Annotated in this window: 19 protein-coding genes; all 19 read right to left on the bottom strand. The window is 49.5% G+C overall.

The genetic code is table 11. From position 1 onward, the window contains the following. Window positions 1–6 precede the first annotated feature (6 nt). The 19 genes from plsY to pyrH all read right to left on the bottom strand — a co-directional run bounded on the left by plsY (window position 7) and on the right by pyrH (window position 18,152). Entirely contained in the window at window positions 7–639 is a 633-nt protein-coding gene (gene plsY, locus BLW33_RS02655; RefSeq protein WP_176966593.1) for a glycerol-3-phosphate 1-O-acyltransferase PlsY, read from the bottom strand. Next, window positions 636–926, bottom strand: coding sequence for a cysteine-rich small domain-containing protein (locus BLW33_RS02650; protein WP_090304787.1), 291 nt, complete (start codon window positions 924–926; stop codon window positions 636–638). The genes plsY and BLW33_RS02650 overlap by 4 nt, the downstream gene beginning before the upstream one ends. Window positions 927–928: 2 nt before the next feature. Continuing rightward, a complete protein-coding gene (locus BLW33_RS02645) occupies window positions 929–1,504 on the bottom strand; it encodes an indolepyruvate oxidoreductase subunit beta (RefSeq protein WP_090304785.1) in 576 nt (191 codons plus the stop codon). 2 nt (window positions 1,505–1,506) lie between these two features. Next, on the bottom strand, window positions 1,507–3,285 hold the full coding sequence (gene iorA / locus BLW33_RS02640) for an indolepyruvate ferredoxin oxidoreductase subunit alpha (protein WP_090304783.1): 1,779 nt from the start codon (window positions 3,283–3,285) through the stop codon (window positions 1,507–1,509). Window positions 3,286–3,404: 119 nt separating this feature from the next. Then, window positions 3,405–4,388: a UDP-glucose 4-epimerase GalE gene (gene galE, locus BLW33_RS02635; RefSeq protein WP_090304781.1), complete on the bottom strand. Its 984-nt coding sequence runs from the start codon at window positions 4,386–4,388 to the stop codon at window positions 3,405–3,407. A 12-nt stretch (window positions 4,389–4,400) separates the two neighbouring features. Next, a complete protein-coding gene (locus tag BLW33_RS02630; protein WP_090304779.1) occupies window positions 4,401–5,519 on the bottom strand; it encodes a Nif3-like dinuclear metal center hexameric protein in 1,119 nt (372 codons plus the stop codon). Further along, the gene (locus tag BLW33_RS02625) at window positions 5,500–6,198 is read right to left on the bottom strand and encodes a tRNA (adenine(22)-N(1))-methyltransferase (protein ID WP_090304777.1); all 699 of its coding nucleotides are present in this window, start codon (window positions 6,196–6,198) and stop codon (window positions 5,500–5,502) included. Before BLW33_RS02625 ends, BLW33_RS02630 begins: the two co-directional genes overlap by 20 nt. 1 nt (window position 6,199) lies before the next feature. After that, window positions 6,200–7,378, bottom strand: coding sequence for an RNA polymerase sigma factor RpoD (gene rpoD, locus BLW33_RS02620; RefSeq protein WP_090304775.1), 1,179 nt, complete (start codon window positions 7,376–7,378; stop codon window positions 6,200–6,202). Further along, window positions 7,368–9,143: a DNA primase gene (gene dnaG, locus BLW33_RS02615; RefSeq protein ID WP_090304773.1), complete on the bottom strand. Its 1,776-nt coding sequence runs from the start codon at window positions 9,141–9,143 to the stop codon at window positions 7,368–7,370. Before dnaG ends, rpoD begins: the two co-directional genes overlap by 11 nt. Before the next feature lie 20 nt (window positions 9,144–9,163). After that, a complete protein-coding gene (locus tag BLW33_RS02610; RefSeq protein WP_410173274.1) occupies window positions 9,164–10,075 on the bottom strand; it encodes a bifunctional riboflavin kinase/FAD synthetase in 912 nt (303 codons plus the stop codon). Window positions 10,076–10,084: 9 nt separating this feature from the next. Beyond that, window positions 10,085–10,996, bottom strand: a complete 912-nt coding sequence (truB, locus tag BLW33_RS02605) for a tRNA pseudouridine(55) synthase TruB (RefSeq protein ID WP_090304771.1) — start codon at window positions 10,994–10,996, stop codon at window positions 10,085–10,087. After that, entirely contained in the window at window positions 10,996–11,964 is a 969-nt protein-coding gene (locus BLW33_RS02600) for a DHH family phosphoesterase (protein WP_090304769.1), read from the bottom strand. Before BLW33_RS02600 ends, truB begins: the two co-directional genes overlap by 1 nt. Continuing rightward, window positions 11,957–12,328, bottom strand: a complete 372-nt coding sequence (gene rbfA, locus BLW33_RS02595) for a 30S ribosome-binding factor RbfA (RefSeq protein ID WP_090245542.1) — start codon at window positions 12,326–12,328, stop codon at window positions 11,957–11,959. The genes BLW33_RS02600 and rbfA overlap by 8 nt, the downstream gene beginning before the upstream one ends. 19 nt (window positions 12,329–12,347) lie before the next feature. Next, complete coding sequence (gene infB, locus BLW33_RS02590) at window positions 12,348–14,735, bottom strand: translation initiation factor IF-2 (protein WP_090304767.1); 2,388 nt, start codon at window positions 14,733–14,735, stop codon at window positions 12,348–12,350. A gap of 64 nt (window positions 14,736–14,799) precedes the next feature. After that, window positions 14,800–15,069 (bottom strand): RNase P modulator RnpM, encoded by a 270-nt coding sequence (gene rnpM, locus BLW33_RS02585; protein ID WP_090304765.1) that lies wholly within the window; start codon window positions 15,067–15,069, stop codon window positions 14,800–14,802. A gap of 20 nt (window positions 15,070–15,089) precedes the next feature. Further along, complete coding sequence (nusA, locus tag BLW33_RS02580; RefSeq protein ID WP_090304763.1) at window positions 15,090–16,313, bottom strand: transcription termination factor NusA; 1,224 nt, start codon at window positions 16,311–16,313, stop codon at window positions 15,090–15,092. 12 nt (window positions 16,314–16,325) lie between these two features. Continuing rightward, a complete protein-coding gene (locus BLW33_RS02575; protein WP_090304761.1) occupies window positions 16,326–16,796 on the bottom strand; it encodes a ribosome maturation factor RimP in 471 nt (156 codons plus the stop codon). A 74-nt stretch (window positions 16,797–16,870) separates the two neighbouring features. Then, window positions 16,871–17,428: a ribosome recycling factor gene (gene frr, locus BLW33_RS02570; RefSeq protein WP_090304759.1), complete on the bottom strand. Its 558-nt coding sequence runs from the start codon at window positions 17,426–17,428 to the stop codon at window positions 16,871–16,873. A 13-nt stretch (window positions 17,429–17,441) separates the two neighbouring features. Further along, on the bottom strand, window positions 17,442–18,152 hold the full coding sequence (gene pyrH / locus BLW33_RS02565) for a UMP kinase (RefSeq protein ID WP_090304757.1): 711 nt from the start codon (window positions 18,150–18,152) through the stop codon (window positions 17,442–17,444). Between the last annotated feature and the right edge of the window lies 1 nt (window position 18,153).

Raw genomic sequence — 18,153 nt, 5'->3', positions numbered from 1 at the left:
CTTAAACTACTTTTTATTCATATCCACCTTCTGGCCGATTTTGCTCTCTGTCCCTGCCATGATCCGCTTGATATTGGATCGGTGCTGAAATACGGTGGAAACACAGAGGAAGAGAGCCAGCAGCAACTCTGGCGTAAAGGCAAAGCCCCGGATAATGAGGGTTACGATGGGCAGGGCCACCATCCCCGTGATAGACGTTAAGGATACCATCTTAAAAATAGCCAAGAAGATCAGCCCTACAACGATGGCCAGGACCGCCACTAAGGGGTCCAGGGCCAGGAACACGCCAATGGAGGTAGCAGTCCCCTTCCCACCACGAAAGCCTAAGCACACTGGCCAGTTATGCCCAGCGATAACGGCGATTCCGGCCGCGGCGATAAAGTAGTCGCTCAACCCAAAGGTCCCCACCAGGAACCGGGCGGCAAGGATACACACCGTGCCCTTCAGGGCATCCAGCAAAAAAACGGGAATGGCGTATTTCAGCCCCATGGTCCGCAGGACGTTGGTGGTGCCTGCGTTGCCGCTGCCATAATTCCGCACATCCTCATGGCGCACTGCTTTCACGACGATATAAGCAAAATCCAGATTCCCGATAAAATACGATGCAACCACTAATAGTACACCATACAGTACGATCATAACACATTACCTCCTGGTTCTTTCGATTCCTTAACCTGTTCGATTAGGATTCTTACCTTTTTAACCATGTCGTCATAGTTCTTTGCCTGATGGGGTACGGTACAATCCGTACAGTTCTTTATCCCACTTTTGGTGTAGGTAAAATGACCGCCGCATTGATCACCCAGCGCATAAAGGGGACAATAACAGAATAAACAGTTAAACGCCTCTTCCGGCACCCCGCGGTGGCACGGAAAATACTCACATTCACGGTGCTGGAAGAACTTGAAATGCTCTGTCTTTGCCATACCTATTTTACGAAAGCCATCCCCTCTACAATGGCTTTTTTATTCAATTCCACAAACTTGGGCTTCACATTATTTTCAATAATCGTGTCCCAATTGATATTGTCCAGACCCATGGATTTAATGATGGCTCCGAGAAGAATGACATTGGTCACCCGATCATTGCCCATTTCCGCGGCCATTGCCGAGGCGTTCATGGTTTTAACGGTGGCCAGCTTGTTTAACTCCTCTAAGATATGTCCGTGATAGTCTGCCTTCCCGATGATCACCGGCATGGGCCAAATTTCAGTATCATTGACGATAAGGACCCCGTCTTTTTTAAGATAGTCAATATAGCGCATGGCTTCCATTTTTTCAAAGGCCACGATAATATCCGCCGAACCTTTTTCAATGACCGGGGATTGGACATCATCCCCATAACGGACCTGGGAACTAACGGAGCCCCCACGCTGGCTCATGCCGTGGATTTCGCTCATTTTCACATCATAGCCCTCTTCCATCAGGCCAAGGGTGAGTAATTTTGCGGCAGTGATGGTACCTTGTCCACCAACACCCACCAATAAGATATTTTTTGTTTCCATGATTATTCCCCCTTTACCGAAATGGCTTCCACTGGACAAATCTGCATACAGACTTCACAGCCCAGACACATGGACTGGTCGATTTCACACTTTCGTTCTTCCTTATGGAAAAGCAGGGCCGGACAGCCTGATTTTAAGCAGGCTCGACAGCCAATACAGGTATCCTCATCCACCACACAGGTCTTGGTAAAAGCCCCGGTGAATTCGTCCTGATCAGCCTGGGAGAATTTCTTCAATGCACAGGGCCAACGGGTGATGATCACCGATACCCCGTCCTGATTCATGCCCCAATCCAGGGCTTCTGCAGTTTCTTCCAGATTATTGGGATCGATGGAACGGACCTGAGTGACCCCTACCGCCCGGACCACAGCCTCAATATCGATAATCGGTGCGGGTTCACCCTTTAAGTCAAAACCGCTGCCGGGGTTTTCCTGATGCCCGGTCATCCCTGTGATCCGGTTATCCAGAATAACGACCGTTAAATCGCTCTTATTGTAGGTGGCATCCATTAAGCTGGTGATGCCAGAGTGGAAGAAGGTGGAGTCCCCCATGACGGAGATGACCTGGGTATCTTCCCCCTTAATTTTCATGGCCTTGGCTACACCGTGACCACCGCTGATACCAGCACCCATGCAGATCATAGCATCCGTGGCGTTATAGGGTGCTCCCAGACCCAGGGAGTAACATCCGATATCGCTGAAGATCATGGTGTTTTTCTTACGCCCTAACTCGTAGAAGAGTCCACGGTGGGGACAGCCGGCACAAAATGCCGGGGGACGGCCGACGACCACATCGCCGTTGGGTTCGATCATCTCGGGCTTTTGGCCGGACAATGCCACCCGGATACGGTCTGGGGTCAGCTCACCCAGGTTGGGGAGAACGTCCTTCCCAATGCAGTCAATGCCCATGGCCTTGATTTCCGTTTCCATAATGGGATCATTCTCTTCAAAGATATAGAGGGTATCCACCTTGCTGGCAAAGTCAGCAATCATTTTTTTCGGCAGTGGATAAGAAAAGCCAATTTTCAGGTAAGAAGCGGTGTCCCCAAAGACTTCCTTGGCGTAACGAAAAGCCACACCGGAGCCAATAACCCCGATTTTGGAATCGTGATACTCCACGGTATTCCATTGACAATTGTCTGAATATTCTGCCAGACCCTCGAAGTTTTTAGCCAGCTTAACCTGCATGACCTTGGCGTGGGCCGGAAGGGGACAATATTTCATAACGTCCTTCACATAGGGCTTGTCCGCCACCTCCTGACGATCCTCACAGGTGACGATGCTCTTGGAGTGACAAACCCGGGTGGTCATCCGAAAAATGACAGGGCAGTCATATTTTTCGCTGATGTCGTAGGCATCCTTAAGCATATCCTTGGCTTCCTGGCTATTGGATGGCTCGTACATGGGCATTTTGGCATGACGGGCGTAATGCCGGTTATCCTGCTCATTCTGAGAGGAATGCATTCCGGGCTCGTCTGCCGTTATGATGACCGATCCCCCATTCACTCCTAAATAAGCAAAGGTGAACATGGGGTCTGCCGCGACATTCATCCCCACGTGTTTCATGGCAGCGAGGGTACGAATACCGGCGATGGATGCCCCGGCGACCGCTTCTACTGCTGTTTTTTCATTGGGTGCCCACTCTGCTGTTATTTCTTTATAGGGCCCAATATTTTCTAAAATTTCTGTACTCGGTGTTCCGGGATAGGCCGATGCAAACTTAACACCGGCTTCCCAGGCACCCCGTGCCACAGCTTCATTACCTGTTAAAAGCTTCTTCAATGTGATTCCCTCCAACTCATGCGATTACGCTATTATTACTTAATATTTTTTAATTATACCCGAAAATCCCATGGATATCCATGTTTTTTATGGGCAAATACTTGTTTGACACCAGAGGATTAATATCCCGCTGGGTGGTTTTTGTGCCAGCACCAGGCTGTGGCAATGATATTTTCCAGGGTCGAGTGATCCGGTGTCCAGCCCAGGACTTTCCGGACCTTCTCTGAGCTGGCAATGAGTCTGGCCGGGTCTCCGGACCGTCGGTCTGCCACCTCAACGGCAAAATCTTCCCCGATGATATCCTTCACCTTTTCGATGACCTCAAAAACAGAAAATCCCTTTCCATCCCCTAGATTATAGGTCTCGCTGATGCCTGTTTCAAAGAGATGTTCCATTCCCAGGATATGGGCAGAGGCAATATCCATGACGTGGATATAATCCCGGACACAGCTGCCATCCGGAGTGGGATAATCATCTCCAAAGACGAAAATTTTATCCCGGATGCCCTGGGCCGTTTTAAGGATTAGGGGAATGAGATGGGTCTCTGGCGTGTGGTCCTCTCCAATGGTGCCATCGGGGTGGGCCCCGGAGGCATTAAAATAACGAAAGACCTTATACTGAAGGCCATAGGCATTGGCCATCCAGGGCAGCATTTTTTCCACAGCCAGCTTGGTCGCTCCGTAGGTATTGGTTGGGCAGGTAGTGGCTGTTTCTTCAATGGGTAATACCTCCGGCTCCCCATAGGTGGCTGCCGTGGAGGAGAAGATAAAGTGCTTGACATCATTATTAATCATAGCCCGGAGAAGGCACAGGGTGCCGCCGACGTTATTGTCATAATATTCCAGGGGTTTTTCCATGCTTTCCCCCACCAGGGAATTGGCACAAAAATGCATGACGCAGTCAATCTGATGGCGCAGGAACACCCGCTCCAGGCTGGCGTAATTCCGTACATCCCCCTCCTCAAAGACGGCGTCGGGATGCACCGCTCCCCGATGCCCGGTGGATAGATTATCATAGACCACCACACCGTATCCTTTATTGAGAAGGGCCCGCACCATATGGGAACCAATATATCCGGCACCGCCACATACTAACACATTCATTTTCTCATCTCCTTAATAGTATTTAAAGAAATCCTGATTCTGCCGGGATTTGATGCACTGGACCTGTCCCTCGGGAAAAGCGGCTTCAATGGTGTGCTTCAGCAGCCCCACCACAAGCTTCTCCGTTCCAAAATGGCCGGCATCGATGACCCACAAATTATTCTCTGCTGCCCGTTGGGCATCATGGTATTTGAGGTCCCCGGTAATATAAACATCCGCTTTTTTAAGCTTAGCCAGACCGATGAATTCCGATCCACTGCCGGTACACAGGGCTACCCGGCGGATGGTATCCGGTGGGGTTCCTGCCGTTCGCAGGGACCCTAGGCTCAGGGCCGTCTTCACATGGTTTAAAAAGGCATCTGCGGTCATGGGAACGTCCAGTTCCCCCACTTTGCCCAGTCCGTCCTTTTCCACCATGGTATTCCCATCGAGGGGGTAGAGATCGTAGGCCATTTCCTCGTAAGGATGGGCCTTCTTTAGCTTCCCGATCATTGTTTTGACCATTCGTCCGTCAATAATGGTCTCAATGCGGTCCTCCACCACGGTTTCCACCTGGCCTTCTTCCCCTATGTAAGGGTGGGTATTTTCCAGGGGCTTAAAGGTCCCCTTCCCCGTGGCTCGGAAGGTGCAATGGCTGTAGTTCCCAATAAAACCCGCACCATTCTCACCGAGAACATTCAGAATGTCCGCCGTCTTTTCCACGGGAACGTAGACCACTAATTTATAGTACATTTCCTGGGTGGCCGGGTCCAGGGGGCGGCGGTTTTCAATGCCCAAGGTATTGGCAATATAGTCATTTAAGCCAAATTCCGCAATATCAATATTGGTATGGGCGGTGTACACCCCAATATCATTTTTAATGAGCTTTTCCACCAGGGCACCGCTATGTTCATCAAAGCAGATATGTTTAAGGCCGTTAAAAATAAAGGGATGATGGGAAATAATTAAATCAACTCCACAATCCACGGCCTCCTGAACCACTGCCGGGGTGACATCCAGGGTTAATAGAATGCGCTCGACCGTCTGGCTGTAGGAACCAATTTGCAGCCCAACGTTATCCCAGGATTCTGCCAGCCGCTTTGGGGCTAAAGCCTCAATACAGCCAAAAACCTTACTTGCCTTTAATCCCATTTTCTACCTCCAAAAGTGCCTGAAGCAATGCCTCACACTCCTGCTGCCGTACCACTACCCCAGGGGTTTCCTTCCCCGAAAGCTCGGATAAGGTCCGTCTGACGGCGGTGATTTTCTCTTGCAGGAAGCGTTTAAAAACCAATGTTTCGGTGTGGCGCGCCAGGGCGTAGCCCAGCACATCGTCGATGCCCTTTAATGGGGCCATCTGACCCTGACAAGCGACAATGATTTCATAAATCCGATCCTCCTCCAGAACCAAGACCTCATCCTGGATGGCATAATTGTTTTCCCATAAATACCGACGCAGCTTCGGCACATTATTCATGGGCTGGAGGATGAAGGTGTCCACCGATCGGGCTATTTTTTCATCGGCGGCTAACATATCTCGGATCATATAGCCCCCCATCCCTGCGACAATGACCGTCTGACATTCTCCTGGAGACAGTACCGAAAGGCCCGGCCCTAAACGGGTGTCCACATGCCCATCAAGGCCCAGGAGCGCTATGCGCTGCTGGGCCTTGGATAAAGGCTTTGGATGGATATCTGAGGCGATGGCCCGGGGGCATTTGCCATTTTGAACTAGTGCCGTCACCAGATAGCCATGGTCGGTCCCTATATCTGCCACCACCGTACCTTTTGGGGTGCAGTGATAGAGCATTTGTAATCGTGGTGAAAGCATCTTAGGTTAAATAATCCTTTAGCTTTTTGCTGCGGCTGGGATGGCGAAGCTTTCTCAGGGCCTTGGCTTCAATCTGCCGAATCCGTTCTCTGGTGACGTTGAATTCCTTCCCCACTTCCTCCAGGGTCCGGGCCCGTCCGTCATCTAAGCCAAAACGCAGACGCAGGACCTTCTCTTCCCGTTCGGTCAGGGTGCTCAGGACTTCAATCAGCTGTTCCTTCAGTAAGGCAAAGGAAGCGGCTTCTGCCGGGGCTGGGGCTTCATTATCGGGGATAAAGTCCCCTAAATGGCTATCCTCTTCTTCCCCGATGGGGGTTTCCAGGGAAACGGGGTCCTGGGCAATTTTTTGGATTTCCCGAACCTTTTCTTCTGAAAAGCCCATTTCCTTGCCGATTTCTGCGGGGGTGGGTTCCCGACCCAGTTCCTGGAGGAGCTGACGGGAGACCCGGATGAGTTTATTGATGGTTTCTACCATATGCACCGGAATACGGATGGTCCGGGCCTGGTCTGCAATGGCCCGGGTAATGGCCTGACGAATCCACCAGGTGGCATAGGTACTGAACTTGAAACCCTTGGTGTAGTCAAATTTTTCCACGGCCTTAATGAGCCCCAGATTTCCCTCCTGGATCAAATCAAGGAAGGACATCCCCCGGCCAACATAGCGTTTGGCAATACTGACCACCAGACGGAGGTTGGCTTCTGCCAGCTTCTTTTTCGCAAAATCATCCCCCTGCTCCATCCTTTGGGCCAGATCCATTTCCTCCTCTGCACTCAGCAGTGGAACCTTTCCGATCTCCTTGAGATACAGCCGGACCGGGTCGTTTACGCTGACGGAATCTGAAATGTCGACTTCCACAATGGGCTTTTCGTCCACTTCAATTTCTTCCAGCTCCTCGACGTTAATATCAATATCCAGTCCATCTCCGAGGGGTTCATCTTTAAAGGTCAGGTTGATGCCATTCTTTTGTAACAGGATATAGATTGCATCAATTTCTTCTGGGTCCAGATCCTTGCTGCTTAGGGCATCGTCGATATCGATGCTGTTGAGGGAGCCCTTTTCCTTTCCCTTTTTCAGTAATGCCTGTACTTCTGGCATTTCCATTAATTCTGCATTTAAAGACTCATCCCCTAATTCGTCTAAAAAGGCCTCTTCGGTTAAGCTTTTTTTATCATCCGCCATTTCTTACCTCCTGAATCTTCGATAATTCTTTCTTTAACGCCATAAGCTGGGTAACCAGCTGGATGCCCTCGGGACTTCGCTCATCTAACATAGCGATTTCGTCCTTCAGCCTTTGTATATCTAAGCGGCAATGGTAGTAATGGATGGTGTTCATGCTTTCAATAAGCAGCTCACCATCGTCCGTGCCGTTTTCAAAGGATAGTTCCGAAAAAGCCCGTCGTTCCTCTTCGGTTTCGAATCGTTCCAATACGACCGGCAGGGAGAGATGCCCTCCGCCGCCTTCTGCCAACTCTTTTAGTATACCATAAAGCTTTTGATAAAAGCCCGGTGTAAAATCCTCTGGGGCCAGACGGCTGTAAACCAACCCATCCTGATGCTGAAATAAGTATTTTAAGATATAAACCTGAGCATCTCCGTAGGCCTTGGGTATTCGGGATGCCGCTGCCTGGGAGGGCAGCCGGATGGCCGGGGCCTGTCCATTTTTCTGTACCCGGGTAGCCTCTCGCATGACTAAGCCTGCGGAAACACCTGCTGTTCGGGCCACTTTTTTGGCATACAGCTCGATTTCCACGGAATTGCTTAAGGTTCTCAAAAGCGTAATGGCTTCATTTAAATACTTAACCTTCCCATCGGAATTGGTGGTGTCGTGGTTCCTGGCACATTGTCGCAGCTCAAAATCCAGTACAGTATCAGCCTCCCGGATGCGTCCTCTAAACGCCTCTACTCCCTTTTCCCGGATGAAGGAGTCCGGATCCTCTTCCGCTCCAAGGCGGAGGACACGGATATTCAAGGTGCTCTTCTTTAAAATCGCGATGGCTTTTTCCGTGGCACCCTCTCCGGCCCGGTCACCATCAAAGCAAAGAACTACTTCCTTCACGTAGCGGGAAAGGGTTTTCGCATGATAGGGGGTAAAGGCGGTACCCAGGGCTGCCACCGCATTCTCTATGCCATACTGGCACAGGGCGATGACATCCATATACCCCTCAACAATAATCATTTGCTCGTTTACGATCTTCTTTTTGGCCTGGTTAAGATTGTATAGCTCATATCCCTTGGAAAAAACCAGGGTCTCTGGTGAATTGAGGTATTTGGGGCCATCGCTTTTCTGGCCGAACTGACGGCCACCAAAGCCAATGATCTTCCCCCGAATATTTAAAATAGGAATCATAATTCGGTTTCTAAAACGGTCGTATAGCCTGCCGTTTTTTCCCCGAAGCACCAGTCCGGATTCCAGCAATTCGTCCTCTGTAAAGCCTTGTCCCTGTAAATACTGACAGGCATCCTGCCACTCATCTAAAGACAAACCAATACCAAACCCCTTAATGGTGGCAGCACTCATTCCCCGGCCAGCCAGGTAGCGCTGGGCTTCACCATTCTTCTTCAAAACCCGGTAATAATGATTGGCCAGCTGCCGGTGAAGCTCGTACAGCCGTTCCTTTTTCTCATATTCCCGGTCCTTTTCTGGATTTTCAATACGGGGTAAGGTAATCCCCGCCCGATCCGCCAAGTACTCCAGGGCCTCTGGGAAGCCCATGTTTTCAATGGCCATCACAAATCCGATAACATTGCCTCCGACGCCACAGCCAAAGCAATGGTAAAGCTGCTTCTCCTGGGACACCGAAAAGGAGGGTGTCTTTTCATTATGGAAGGGACAGCACCCCATGTGGGATCGTCCTGAACGCTTGAGGGTAACATATTGGGAAATGATATCCACGATATCATTGGCTTCAATGACATTCTGAATGATTTCTTCATTATAGCGCATGCCGGCCCCTCCCTATTTTCTTAAGAACGCTTACCCTTTCGGTACTTTTCGTCAATGCGGATAATGTCGCCTTTAATTTGGGCGATCAAATCCTCGATCTTTGCAAATTTTATTTCATCCCGCTGCTTTTCAATGAATTCCAGGGCCAGTGGCTCTCCGTAGATATCCCCTGCAAAATCATAAATATAGGTTTCGATGCTGTAGGGATGCTTTTCAAAGGTGGGATTAAAGCCCAGATTGGTGAGACCATCGTAAATCTTTCCCCGTACCTGTACCTGGGTAAAATAAACACCACTACTGGGCAAAATACGTTTTTCCGCCATTTTTAGATTGGCGGTTGGAATATTGAAGGTCCGCCCCAGCTTTTTCCCCTCAACCACTATGCCGGAAATGCTGTAATGCCGCCCCAGAAATTTAGGGACAGCTGCCACCTCTCCCACACTGATTAATTCCCGGATGACGGTGCTGCTGACCGCCGTTTCCTCAATGATAAAAGGAGGGACCACAGAAACACCAAATCCATAACGTTTTCCAAGCTCCATCAGGTCCGCCGTCGTACCGGCACCCTGAAAGGCAAAGGTATAATTAAATCCCACCACGATATGCTTTACGGGATACTTGACCAGCAGATACTCACGGATGAATGCCTCGGGAGAAAGCTGCATCAATTCATCGGAAAAATCATCCAGGTAGACATTTTGAATTCCTGCTGCTTTAATCAGAGCGACCTTTTCATCATTGGTGGTAATGAGCCAAGGCGCGTAGGTTGGAAAAATCCGAGCTAAGGGATGCTCTTTAAATGTCATTACACCAGAATCCAAATTCTTATCCCGGGCGATTTCCAAGGTTTTTTCAATCAGGCGCATATGCCCCCGATGAACGCCATCGAAAAAGCCCAATGCCAATACCATACCTTTATTTTCCAATTCCACGACTTCCTTCTATAATAACTTTAAAGGGACGACCCGCGGCCCTTCTTCATCTTCCTTAAACTGTCCGAGTCCAACAAATCCCTGACGATCGTAAATCCGCAGGATTTCTCCCTGGGTTAGTTGACCGAAATCATCCTCGGCGTTCCATTGGAAAAGTGCATTGCCATTGCGGATGAAATGCTCTCCCCGGGGCGTCGCCCGAAGGGTTTGAAAATGGCTGAGAACCGCATCCGGAGGGATGAGCGCCTGGGACAAGTTGTCCTTTTCTACAGTGGATTCCAATTCATCAAGGTGAATAGCCTCCACCGCTTTAAAACGTCCAATTTCCTGTCGCAATAAACTGCCCATACAGGCAGGGGTTTCCAGAGCACGACCAATATCATGACACAGTGAACGGATATATGTCCCCTTGGAGCAGATGACCTTGATTTGGATTTCCCCAGGAAGGCCTCCCCAGCTCATAACCTCCAGGTGGGAAATGGTAATGGGTCTAGCCTCTATCTCAACAGCCTCTCCGCGTCTGGCATAGTCATAAAGCTTTCGGCCATTCTTTTTGAGGGCTGAGTAAATGGGGGGCGCTTGCATGAGATCTCCCCGGAAATCCGATAGTACCCCTTCCACGGCCTCCTGAGTCAAGCCAGAGAGCCTTTCCTCCTGGATTTCCCCTGTGATATCATAGGTATCCGTGGATTTTCCAAAGATTACCTGGGCCAGGTAGGTTTTATCCATTTGCTCCAAATAGCTGATATACTTGGTTGCCCGCCCAAGACCAACGAGGAGCACCCCCTCGGCTTCAGGGTCCAGGGTTCCGGCATGTCCAACCTTCTTAAGCCCGACAATCCGCCGAACCCGTGCCACCACATCGTGGGAAGTCATTCCCTTCTCTTTGTAGATATTGAGAAAGCCCACTGGTACCGACATTAGTCGACCTCCTGCTCATTAAAAAACGCGATGATTTCTTCCTGCAGTACAGCTAAATCGCCGGTATAGCTTAAGCCCGCCGCCCGAAAATGACCGCCACCATCGTGGGCCTTGGCAAAGGTGGAAACATCGATGGCGTAGGGTGTTTTAGACCGCAGGGAAACCCGATACAGTCCATTTTCACGCTCTTTAACCGTCACCGATAAAATCACCCCGGCAACATTGACCCCAATATTGGCAATATCATCGGTAATATTGATTTCTCCGCCATAACCATCGATATCCCTCTGGTTAAGGGCCACCCAGGCAATCTTACCCTGGTGTAACAGCTCAAGGGAGTCGATGGCCCGGCCAAAGAGCTTCATCTGATTGTAAGATTTCATGCTGTGGAGCCGTTTTGCCAGGGGGGCAAAATTGTCCCGATGCCGATAGAGCTCACTTAAAATCTGATGGGTATCGGTGGTGACATTGGAAAACTGAAAGCTGCCGGTATCCGTTGAGATGCTGGTATAAACCGCTTCAACCATCTGATAATCCAGGGGGATATCCAGGGCTTTAGCCACACGGAACACCAGCTCCCCAGTTGCCGCTGTCTCTTCTACAAAATTTACCTGTCCAAAGTGATCGTTGGAACGGTGATGGTCAATAACCATCACCACTTTTGCCGTAATCCCACCCTCCGGGCGATAAGCATAATCCATGGTGGAGCAGTCTAAAAAGCAGACGACATCGTAATAGGGCTTTAATTTCTGGTTGAAGCAGGCAATTTCTGGAAAAAAATCCAGCTTATCCTCCACGGGCGTATCGATATAATAATCGACGGTCTTACCCATGGCCTTTAAAAGCAGGCCAAGGGTAATCACGCTACCGATGGCATCCCCATCGGGCTTCCGATGGGCCAGAACCAAAAAGCTTTTGTTTTCTTTTTCTGTGATGGTATCCAGAATGCTCTGGGGAACCTTATTCATCCGCTTTATCTTCCTTATCTTTCTTAATCTCGGATAATAGTGCCTCAATGTGCAGGCTATACTCCACTGAATCGTCCAATTTAAAAATCAATGCTGGGGTGGAGTGGGTCTTCAAGACCTTCCCCAAGTTACTCCGCAGGAAGCCCTTGGCGCTTTCCAGTGACGCCAGGGCATCTTCCTTTTCCTGATCCGAGCCCAGAATACTGACATAGACCGTCGCCACCTTTAGATCTGGGGTCGCCTTGACCCGGGTAATGCTCAGCCCCGTTGGATTCAGACGCTTATCCTTCATTTTTTGCTGAATGATCAGACTCAGCTCCCGCTGAATCTGACCATTGATTTTTTCAATACGATGAGAAGCCATTTTGGTTCCTCCTTCTTTTTTATAATTCCCGGGATACGGCCTCCATCACGAAGGTTTCGATCACATCGCCGACTTTGACATCATTGTATTTCTCGACACCGATCCCGCATTCATAGCCAGTGGCCACTTCCTTGACATCGTCCTTAAAACGACGGAGGGAGGCCAGCTGACCTTCAAATACCACGATACCGTCCCGGATAACCCGAGCTTCCTCATTCCGACCGATTTTTCCATCGGTAACATAGGATCCAGCAACCATGGTACCGCCTGGGATTTTAAAGACTTCCCGGACTTCTGCGTTTCCAGTGACCTTTTCAACGAAATCTGGAGCCAGCATCCCTTCCATGGCCTTCTTCACATCTTCAATGGCGTCGTAGATTACGCGGTAGAGGCGGATATCCACTTCTTCACTTTCGGCAGCTGCCAGGGCATTTTTGTCCGGACGGACGTTAAAGCCGATAATGATTGCGTTGGAGGTTGAAGCCAGCATAACATCGGTTTCATTCACAGCACCCACAGCGCCGTGGATGACATTGATGCGCACTTCATCGGTGTTCAGCTTGACAAGGGACTGGGAAATGGCTTCCACGGACCCCTGGACATCGGCTTTGATGATGATGTTAACATCCTGGATCTGACCTTCCTGAATCCGGGTGAACAAGTCGTTCAGGGAAATCTTCGCCTTGGCCTGGCGGGCATCCTTTTCCATCTGCTGACGTTTTTCAGCTAACTGACGGGCTTCCTTGTCATTGGGCAGGACGATGAAATCATCCCCGGCCACCGGGACATCGGATAAGCCTGAAATTTCAACCGGCTGGGAGGGACCGGCTTTTTTAATGCGCTTGCCTTTATCGTCAATCATGGTCCGGACCTTCCCGTAGGTCATCCCGGAGATAATGGAATCTCCCACATGGAGGGTTCCCTGCTGGACGAGCATACTGGCTGTGGAGCCCTTGCCCTTTTTCACCCGGGCTTCGATGACACAGCCCCGGGCAGCACGTTTGGGGTCAGCGGTGAGCTCACCCACCTCTGCGACTAACAGAACGTTTTCCAGGAGTTCTTCGATCCCCAGGCCCTTTTTGGCGGAAACCGGGACTGCGATGACATCGCCCCCCCATTCCTCAACCACGAGGGCATGTTCGGTAAGTTCCTGCTTGACCCGTTCTGGATTGGCGCCATCTTTATCAATTTTATTGATGGCGACGATAATAGGGACATCTGCTGCCTTGGCATGGTTAATGGCCTCTACGGTCTGGGGCATCACCCCATCATCGGCGGCAACCACCAAAATGGCGATGTCGGTCATCTGAGCCCCACGGGAACGCATGGCGGTAAAGGCCTCATGCCCTGGGGTATCGATAAAGGTAATGGATTCGCCCTTGATATTAACGGTGTAAGCCCCAATGTGCTGGGTAATCCCACCGGCTTCTCCCGCTGTAACGTTGGCCTTACGGATACGGTCCAGCAAGGAGGTTTTCCCATGGTCGACGTGACCCATGACGGTGACGACTGGCGGACGCTTGATTTCATCCCCGGTATCCATTTCGTCGTATTCTTCCAATATTTTGGTGACCACATCTTCCATGGCAACCTTTTCCACACTAAAGCCCAGCTCATCGGCAACCAGATTGGCTGTATCAAAATCAATCTGCTGATTAATCGTGGCCATGGTGCCGGCCATCATGAGGATCTTGATGATTTCTGTGGCCCCGATATCCAGGATTTCCGCCAATTCTCCAACGGTCAGCATTTCCGGGATCTCATAGACCTGGTTTTTCTGCCGTTCTGATTTGGTTTCTGCCTTTATCTTTTTATAGATACTGCGGGAGGTTTTCCCACGCTTGCTATGATCCCTTACCTTTGGCGCGGTGCTGCCACCAGCTGCCCCATGACCATTGCGGCCCTGGTTTTGGTTCTGGTTCTTTTTCTTCTTGCCATCGTTATTTTGTGGCTGGCTGTTGTTCTTTTTACCCGTCTTGCTTTGATTATTCGGCTTTGTCTGATTGTTCTGGCTTCCCCGCTTTTCAGACGTCTTCTCCGTTGATGCCGGAGTGGCTTTAGCGCTAACGTTTCTGCCTTTATCCTGAACGGGTTTGTTTTTCTGGCCTTCCGGCTTTTTCTGTTGCTCTTTATTCTTCAGTGTATTCTGCCTTTCTTTCCCCTGATCCTTAGCCGCCTCTTTTTTAGGTTCTGTCTTTGGCTTTTTCGCCTCGGCCTGAACTTTTGGTATTTCCTTCGGGGCTTTTTGTTCCGCGTCATAACTCTTTTTAAACGCTTCAACCTGTTGGTCGGTCAACGCGCTCATATGGTTCTTCACAGGGATACTGTGCTTATTTAAAATATCGACAAATTCTTTGCTGGGAATTTCATACTCATTCGCTAACTGATATACTCTTAATTTCGCCATAAAATCCCTCCTATATATGCATAATTTAGGTTTCACGGCACCTATAACCGACGGCCTCCTGCTGCTAACGCACGGGGCCTTTTTGTATTTTATGCCGGATTGATTCGAAGACATCATCACTAATCTCGGTTTTTAGAGCGGCACACAGTGCTTTCCTGGCTTTGGGACTTTCAATACAGGCCGCATCCGTGCAAACATAAGCACCCCGACCATTCATTTTCCCCGAAGCATCCACACAAACGCCGTCCTCCGCATTATTGACGATTCGAATCAATTCAGACTTGTTTTTTTTCTCCCGGCAGATGACACACATCCGCATTGGTATTTTTTTCATAATTGCTCCTGCTGGATGGTTTAAAAAATATCCAGGGTATCTTCACCCAGCGCTAAGGTTTCTTCGGTCACTTCAAAATCGCCGGCAGTATCATCTTCGATGGTGATTTCCAAAACATCGTCAAGGCTGCCCTTTAGATCTTCCATAAAAGCATCCCTGTCCTCTTCAATCAGATACTTGCTGCGCAGATCCGGATCAACCTCCAACATCTTTTCAAAATCCGAGGCGCTTTTGATGTCAATCTTCCAGCCTGTTAGTTTAGCTGCTAATCGAACATTCTGACCTTCTTTTCCGATGGCCAGAGAAAATTGAAAATCATCCACAATGGCCAGAGCCATTTTTTCTGATTGCTTGGGCAGGATTTCAACCACCTTTGCCGGGCTGAGGGCATTGGCAATGTATTCCTGAATATTATCACTGTATTTGATGACATCGATTTTTTCGCCACCCAGTTCGGTAATGATATTCTGTACCCGAACGCCCTTATGGCCTACGCAGGCACCCACTGGGTCCACGGCACTATCATTGGCCTTCATGGCGATTTTTGTTCTGGAGCCTGCTTCCCGGGCGATGCCAACGATATCGACAACCCCATCGTAAATTTCTGGCACTTCATCTTCAAAGAGGCGTTTGACCAGCCCCGGATGGGTCCGGGATACGTTGACCTGGGGACCCTTGGTGGTTTTTTTGACCATAAGCATATAGACTTTTAAGCGCTGGTTCTGGCGATAAATCTCCCCAGGAACCTGCTCTGATGGCATCAAAACGGCTTCCCCGATTCCGACATCCACATAGGCCAGGTTATGATCCACCCGGGTGACGATACCTGAGACCACCTCATCCTGCTTTTCTAAGAATTCATTATAAATGATGTTTCTTTCTGCTTCTTTAATCTTCTGGAAGATGAGCTGTTTGGCGTTTTGTGCGGCAATACGGCCAAAATCCTTTGGCGCAACCTCCACCCGGCAGATTGTCCCAATCTGGGCATCTGGATCGTATTCCTGGGCATCCTCCAACAGCATTTCTGTATCTTCATTATCAATATTATCGACAACGTTCCAATTGGCAAAGACCTTGATCTCACCGGTGTCCTGGTTGAGGATGACATCCACATCCTGGGCTGTCCCGTAATTCTTTTTATAGGCCGATTCAATGGATTGTTCAATGGCCTCAATGAGCTCCTGTTTGTCGATATTCTTCTCTTCCTGAAGGGCATCCAATGCCATGATAAATTCTGCGTTCATACCTTCGCCTTCCTAAAATTCGATATGAGGGCTAGCTTTAGAAATGGCCTTATACCCAATTTCCAGTACCGTCTCCTCTGATGTTTCGATCTGAATCGCTGATTCGCTCACCGATTTTAGAATCCCGGTCCATTCCCGACTTCCCTCCACAGGGGCGAAAAGTCGAACATCGACGGCTGTTCCAATGGCGGCTTCATAATCACCAAGCCGTTTAAAGGGGCGGTCCAGCCCCGGTGAAGAAACCTCCAGCAAATAGCTTTGCTCGATGGGGTCCACCTCATCTAAATAATCGCTGACAACCCGGCTGACCTTTTCACAATCATCCAGTCCAACGCCACCTGGGGTATCGATGTATACGGTTAGGATAAAATCCTTTCCGACCTTTTCGAATTCCACATCGACGCATCGGTAATCAAGACCGACTACCACTGGCTCCAACAATTCATACAGATAGTCTTTCTTTGACTGTTTTGCCACGACCATCCTCCTTCTTTCCAATAAAAGCATATGAGAGTGGGTTGCCCCACTCTCACGCGATCCGGTATATACTCATGCGGCTATACAGCCAGGATTTCCTGTTCCTTATCCTTTAAGATGGCATCAATATGCTTGATTTCATCATCTGTCAGCTTTTGGATTTCCTTTTCGCCCTGATGCAGTTCATCCTCACTGATATCACCGGCTTTTTCTGCATCCTTCAATTCCTGTACGGCCTTCCGTCTGATATTACGCATGGCTACTTTGCATTCCTCACCATATTTTTTAGTGAGTTTGACCAGTTCTTTTCGACGTTCTTCTGTCAGCTGCGGCACAAGCAGACGAATGACCTTTCCATCGTTGGATGGATTGAATCCCAAGTCCGATGCGATGATGGCTTTTTCAATGGCGGCCATGATGGAAGCATCATAGGGCTGGATGACAATCATCCGAGGTTCTGGAATACTGATATTTGCCATTTGGTTGACAGCGGTAGGGGTTCCATAATAATCGACGGTCACCTTATCCAAAATATGGGCATTAGCCCGACCAGCCCGAAGCCCTGCAAGGCTCTCATTAAGGTTGTTGATGGCCTTATCCATCTTGTCCTGGGATTTTGCTTGAATTTCGTTTAACATAACTACGCCTCCTCTATTTATCTTCTATGATCGTTCCGATGGTTTCACCCCGTACGGCCCGCATAATATTGTCCGGGTCATCCAGTCCAAACACCAAAATCGGAATTGAATTATCCATACATAGCGTAATGGCCGTGGTGTCCATTACCTTAAGTCCCTCGTTGATGACCGTAATATAGTCCAATCGGTCATACTTCTTGGCATCCGGATTGACCACCGGGTCCGAATCGTACACGGCATCTACATTCTTTGCCAAAAGGATGATATCCGCATCGATTTCTGCCGCCCGCAGGCTCGCTGTAGTGTCAGTGGTAAAGAAGGGATTCCCTGTCCCAGCGGCGAAAATAACCACTCGACGCTTTTCTAAATGGCGCATAGCCTTCCGCTTAATATACGGTTCTGCCACTTCCTTCATTTCAATAGCGGTCTGCACCCGGACCGGAACGCCCATTTGTTCCAGGAAATCCTGGAGTGCCAGGGCATTGATGACGGTACACAGCATCCCCATGTAATCAGCTGATGCTTTATCCATTCCCTCGCCTAAACGTCCTCGCCAGAAGTTGCCCCCGCCGACAACAATGGCGATTTCCACATCCTGCTCAAAAACCTCTTTGATGGAAGAGCAAATCCGTTTGACCGTTGGGGGATCGATGCCAAATCCTTTTTCTCCCGCTAAAGCTTCTCCGCTTAATTTTATCACTACTCGTTTATACTTAGCTTCCATT

Source organism: Eubacterium aggregans, from assembly GCF_900107815.1.
Classification (GTDB): domain Bacteria; phylum Bacillota; class Clostridia; order Eubacteriales; family Eubacteriaceae; genus Eubacterium_O; species Eubacterium_O aggregans.
This window is presented reverse-complemented; position numbering and strand designations above follow the sequence as displayed.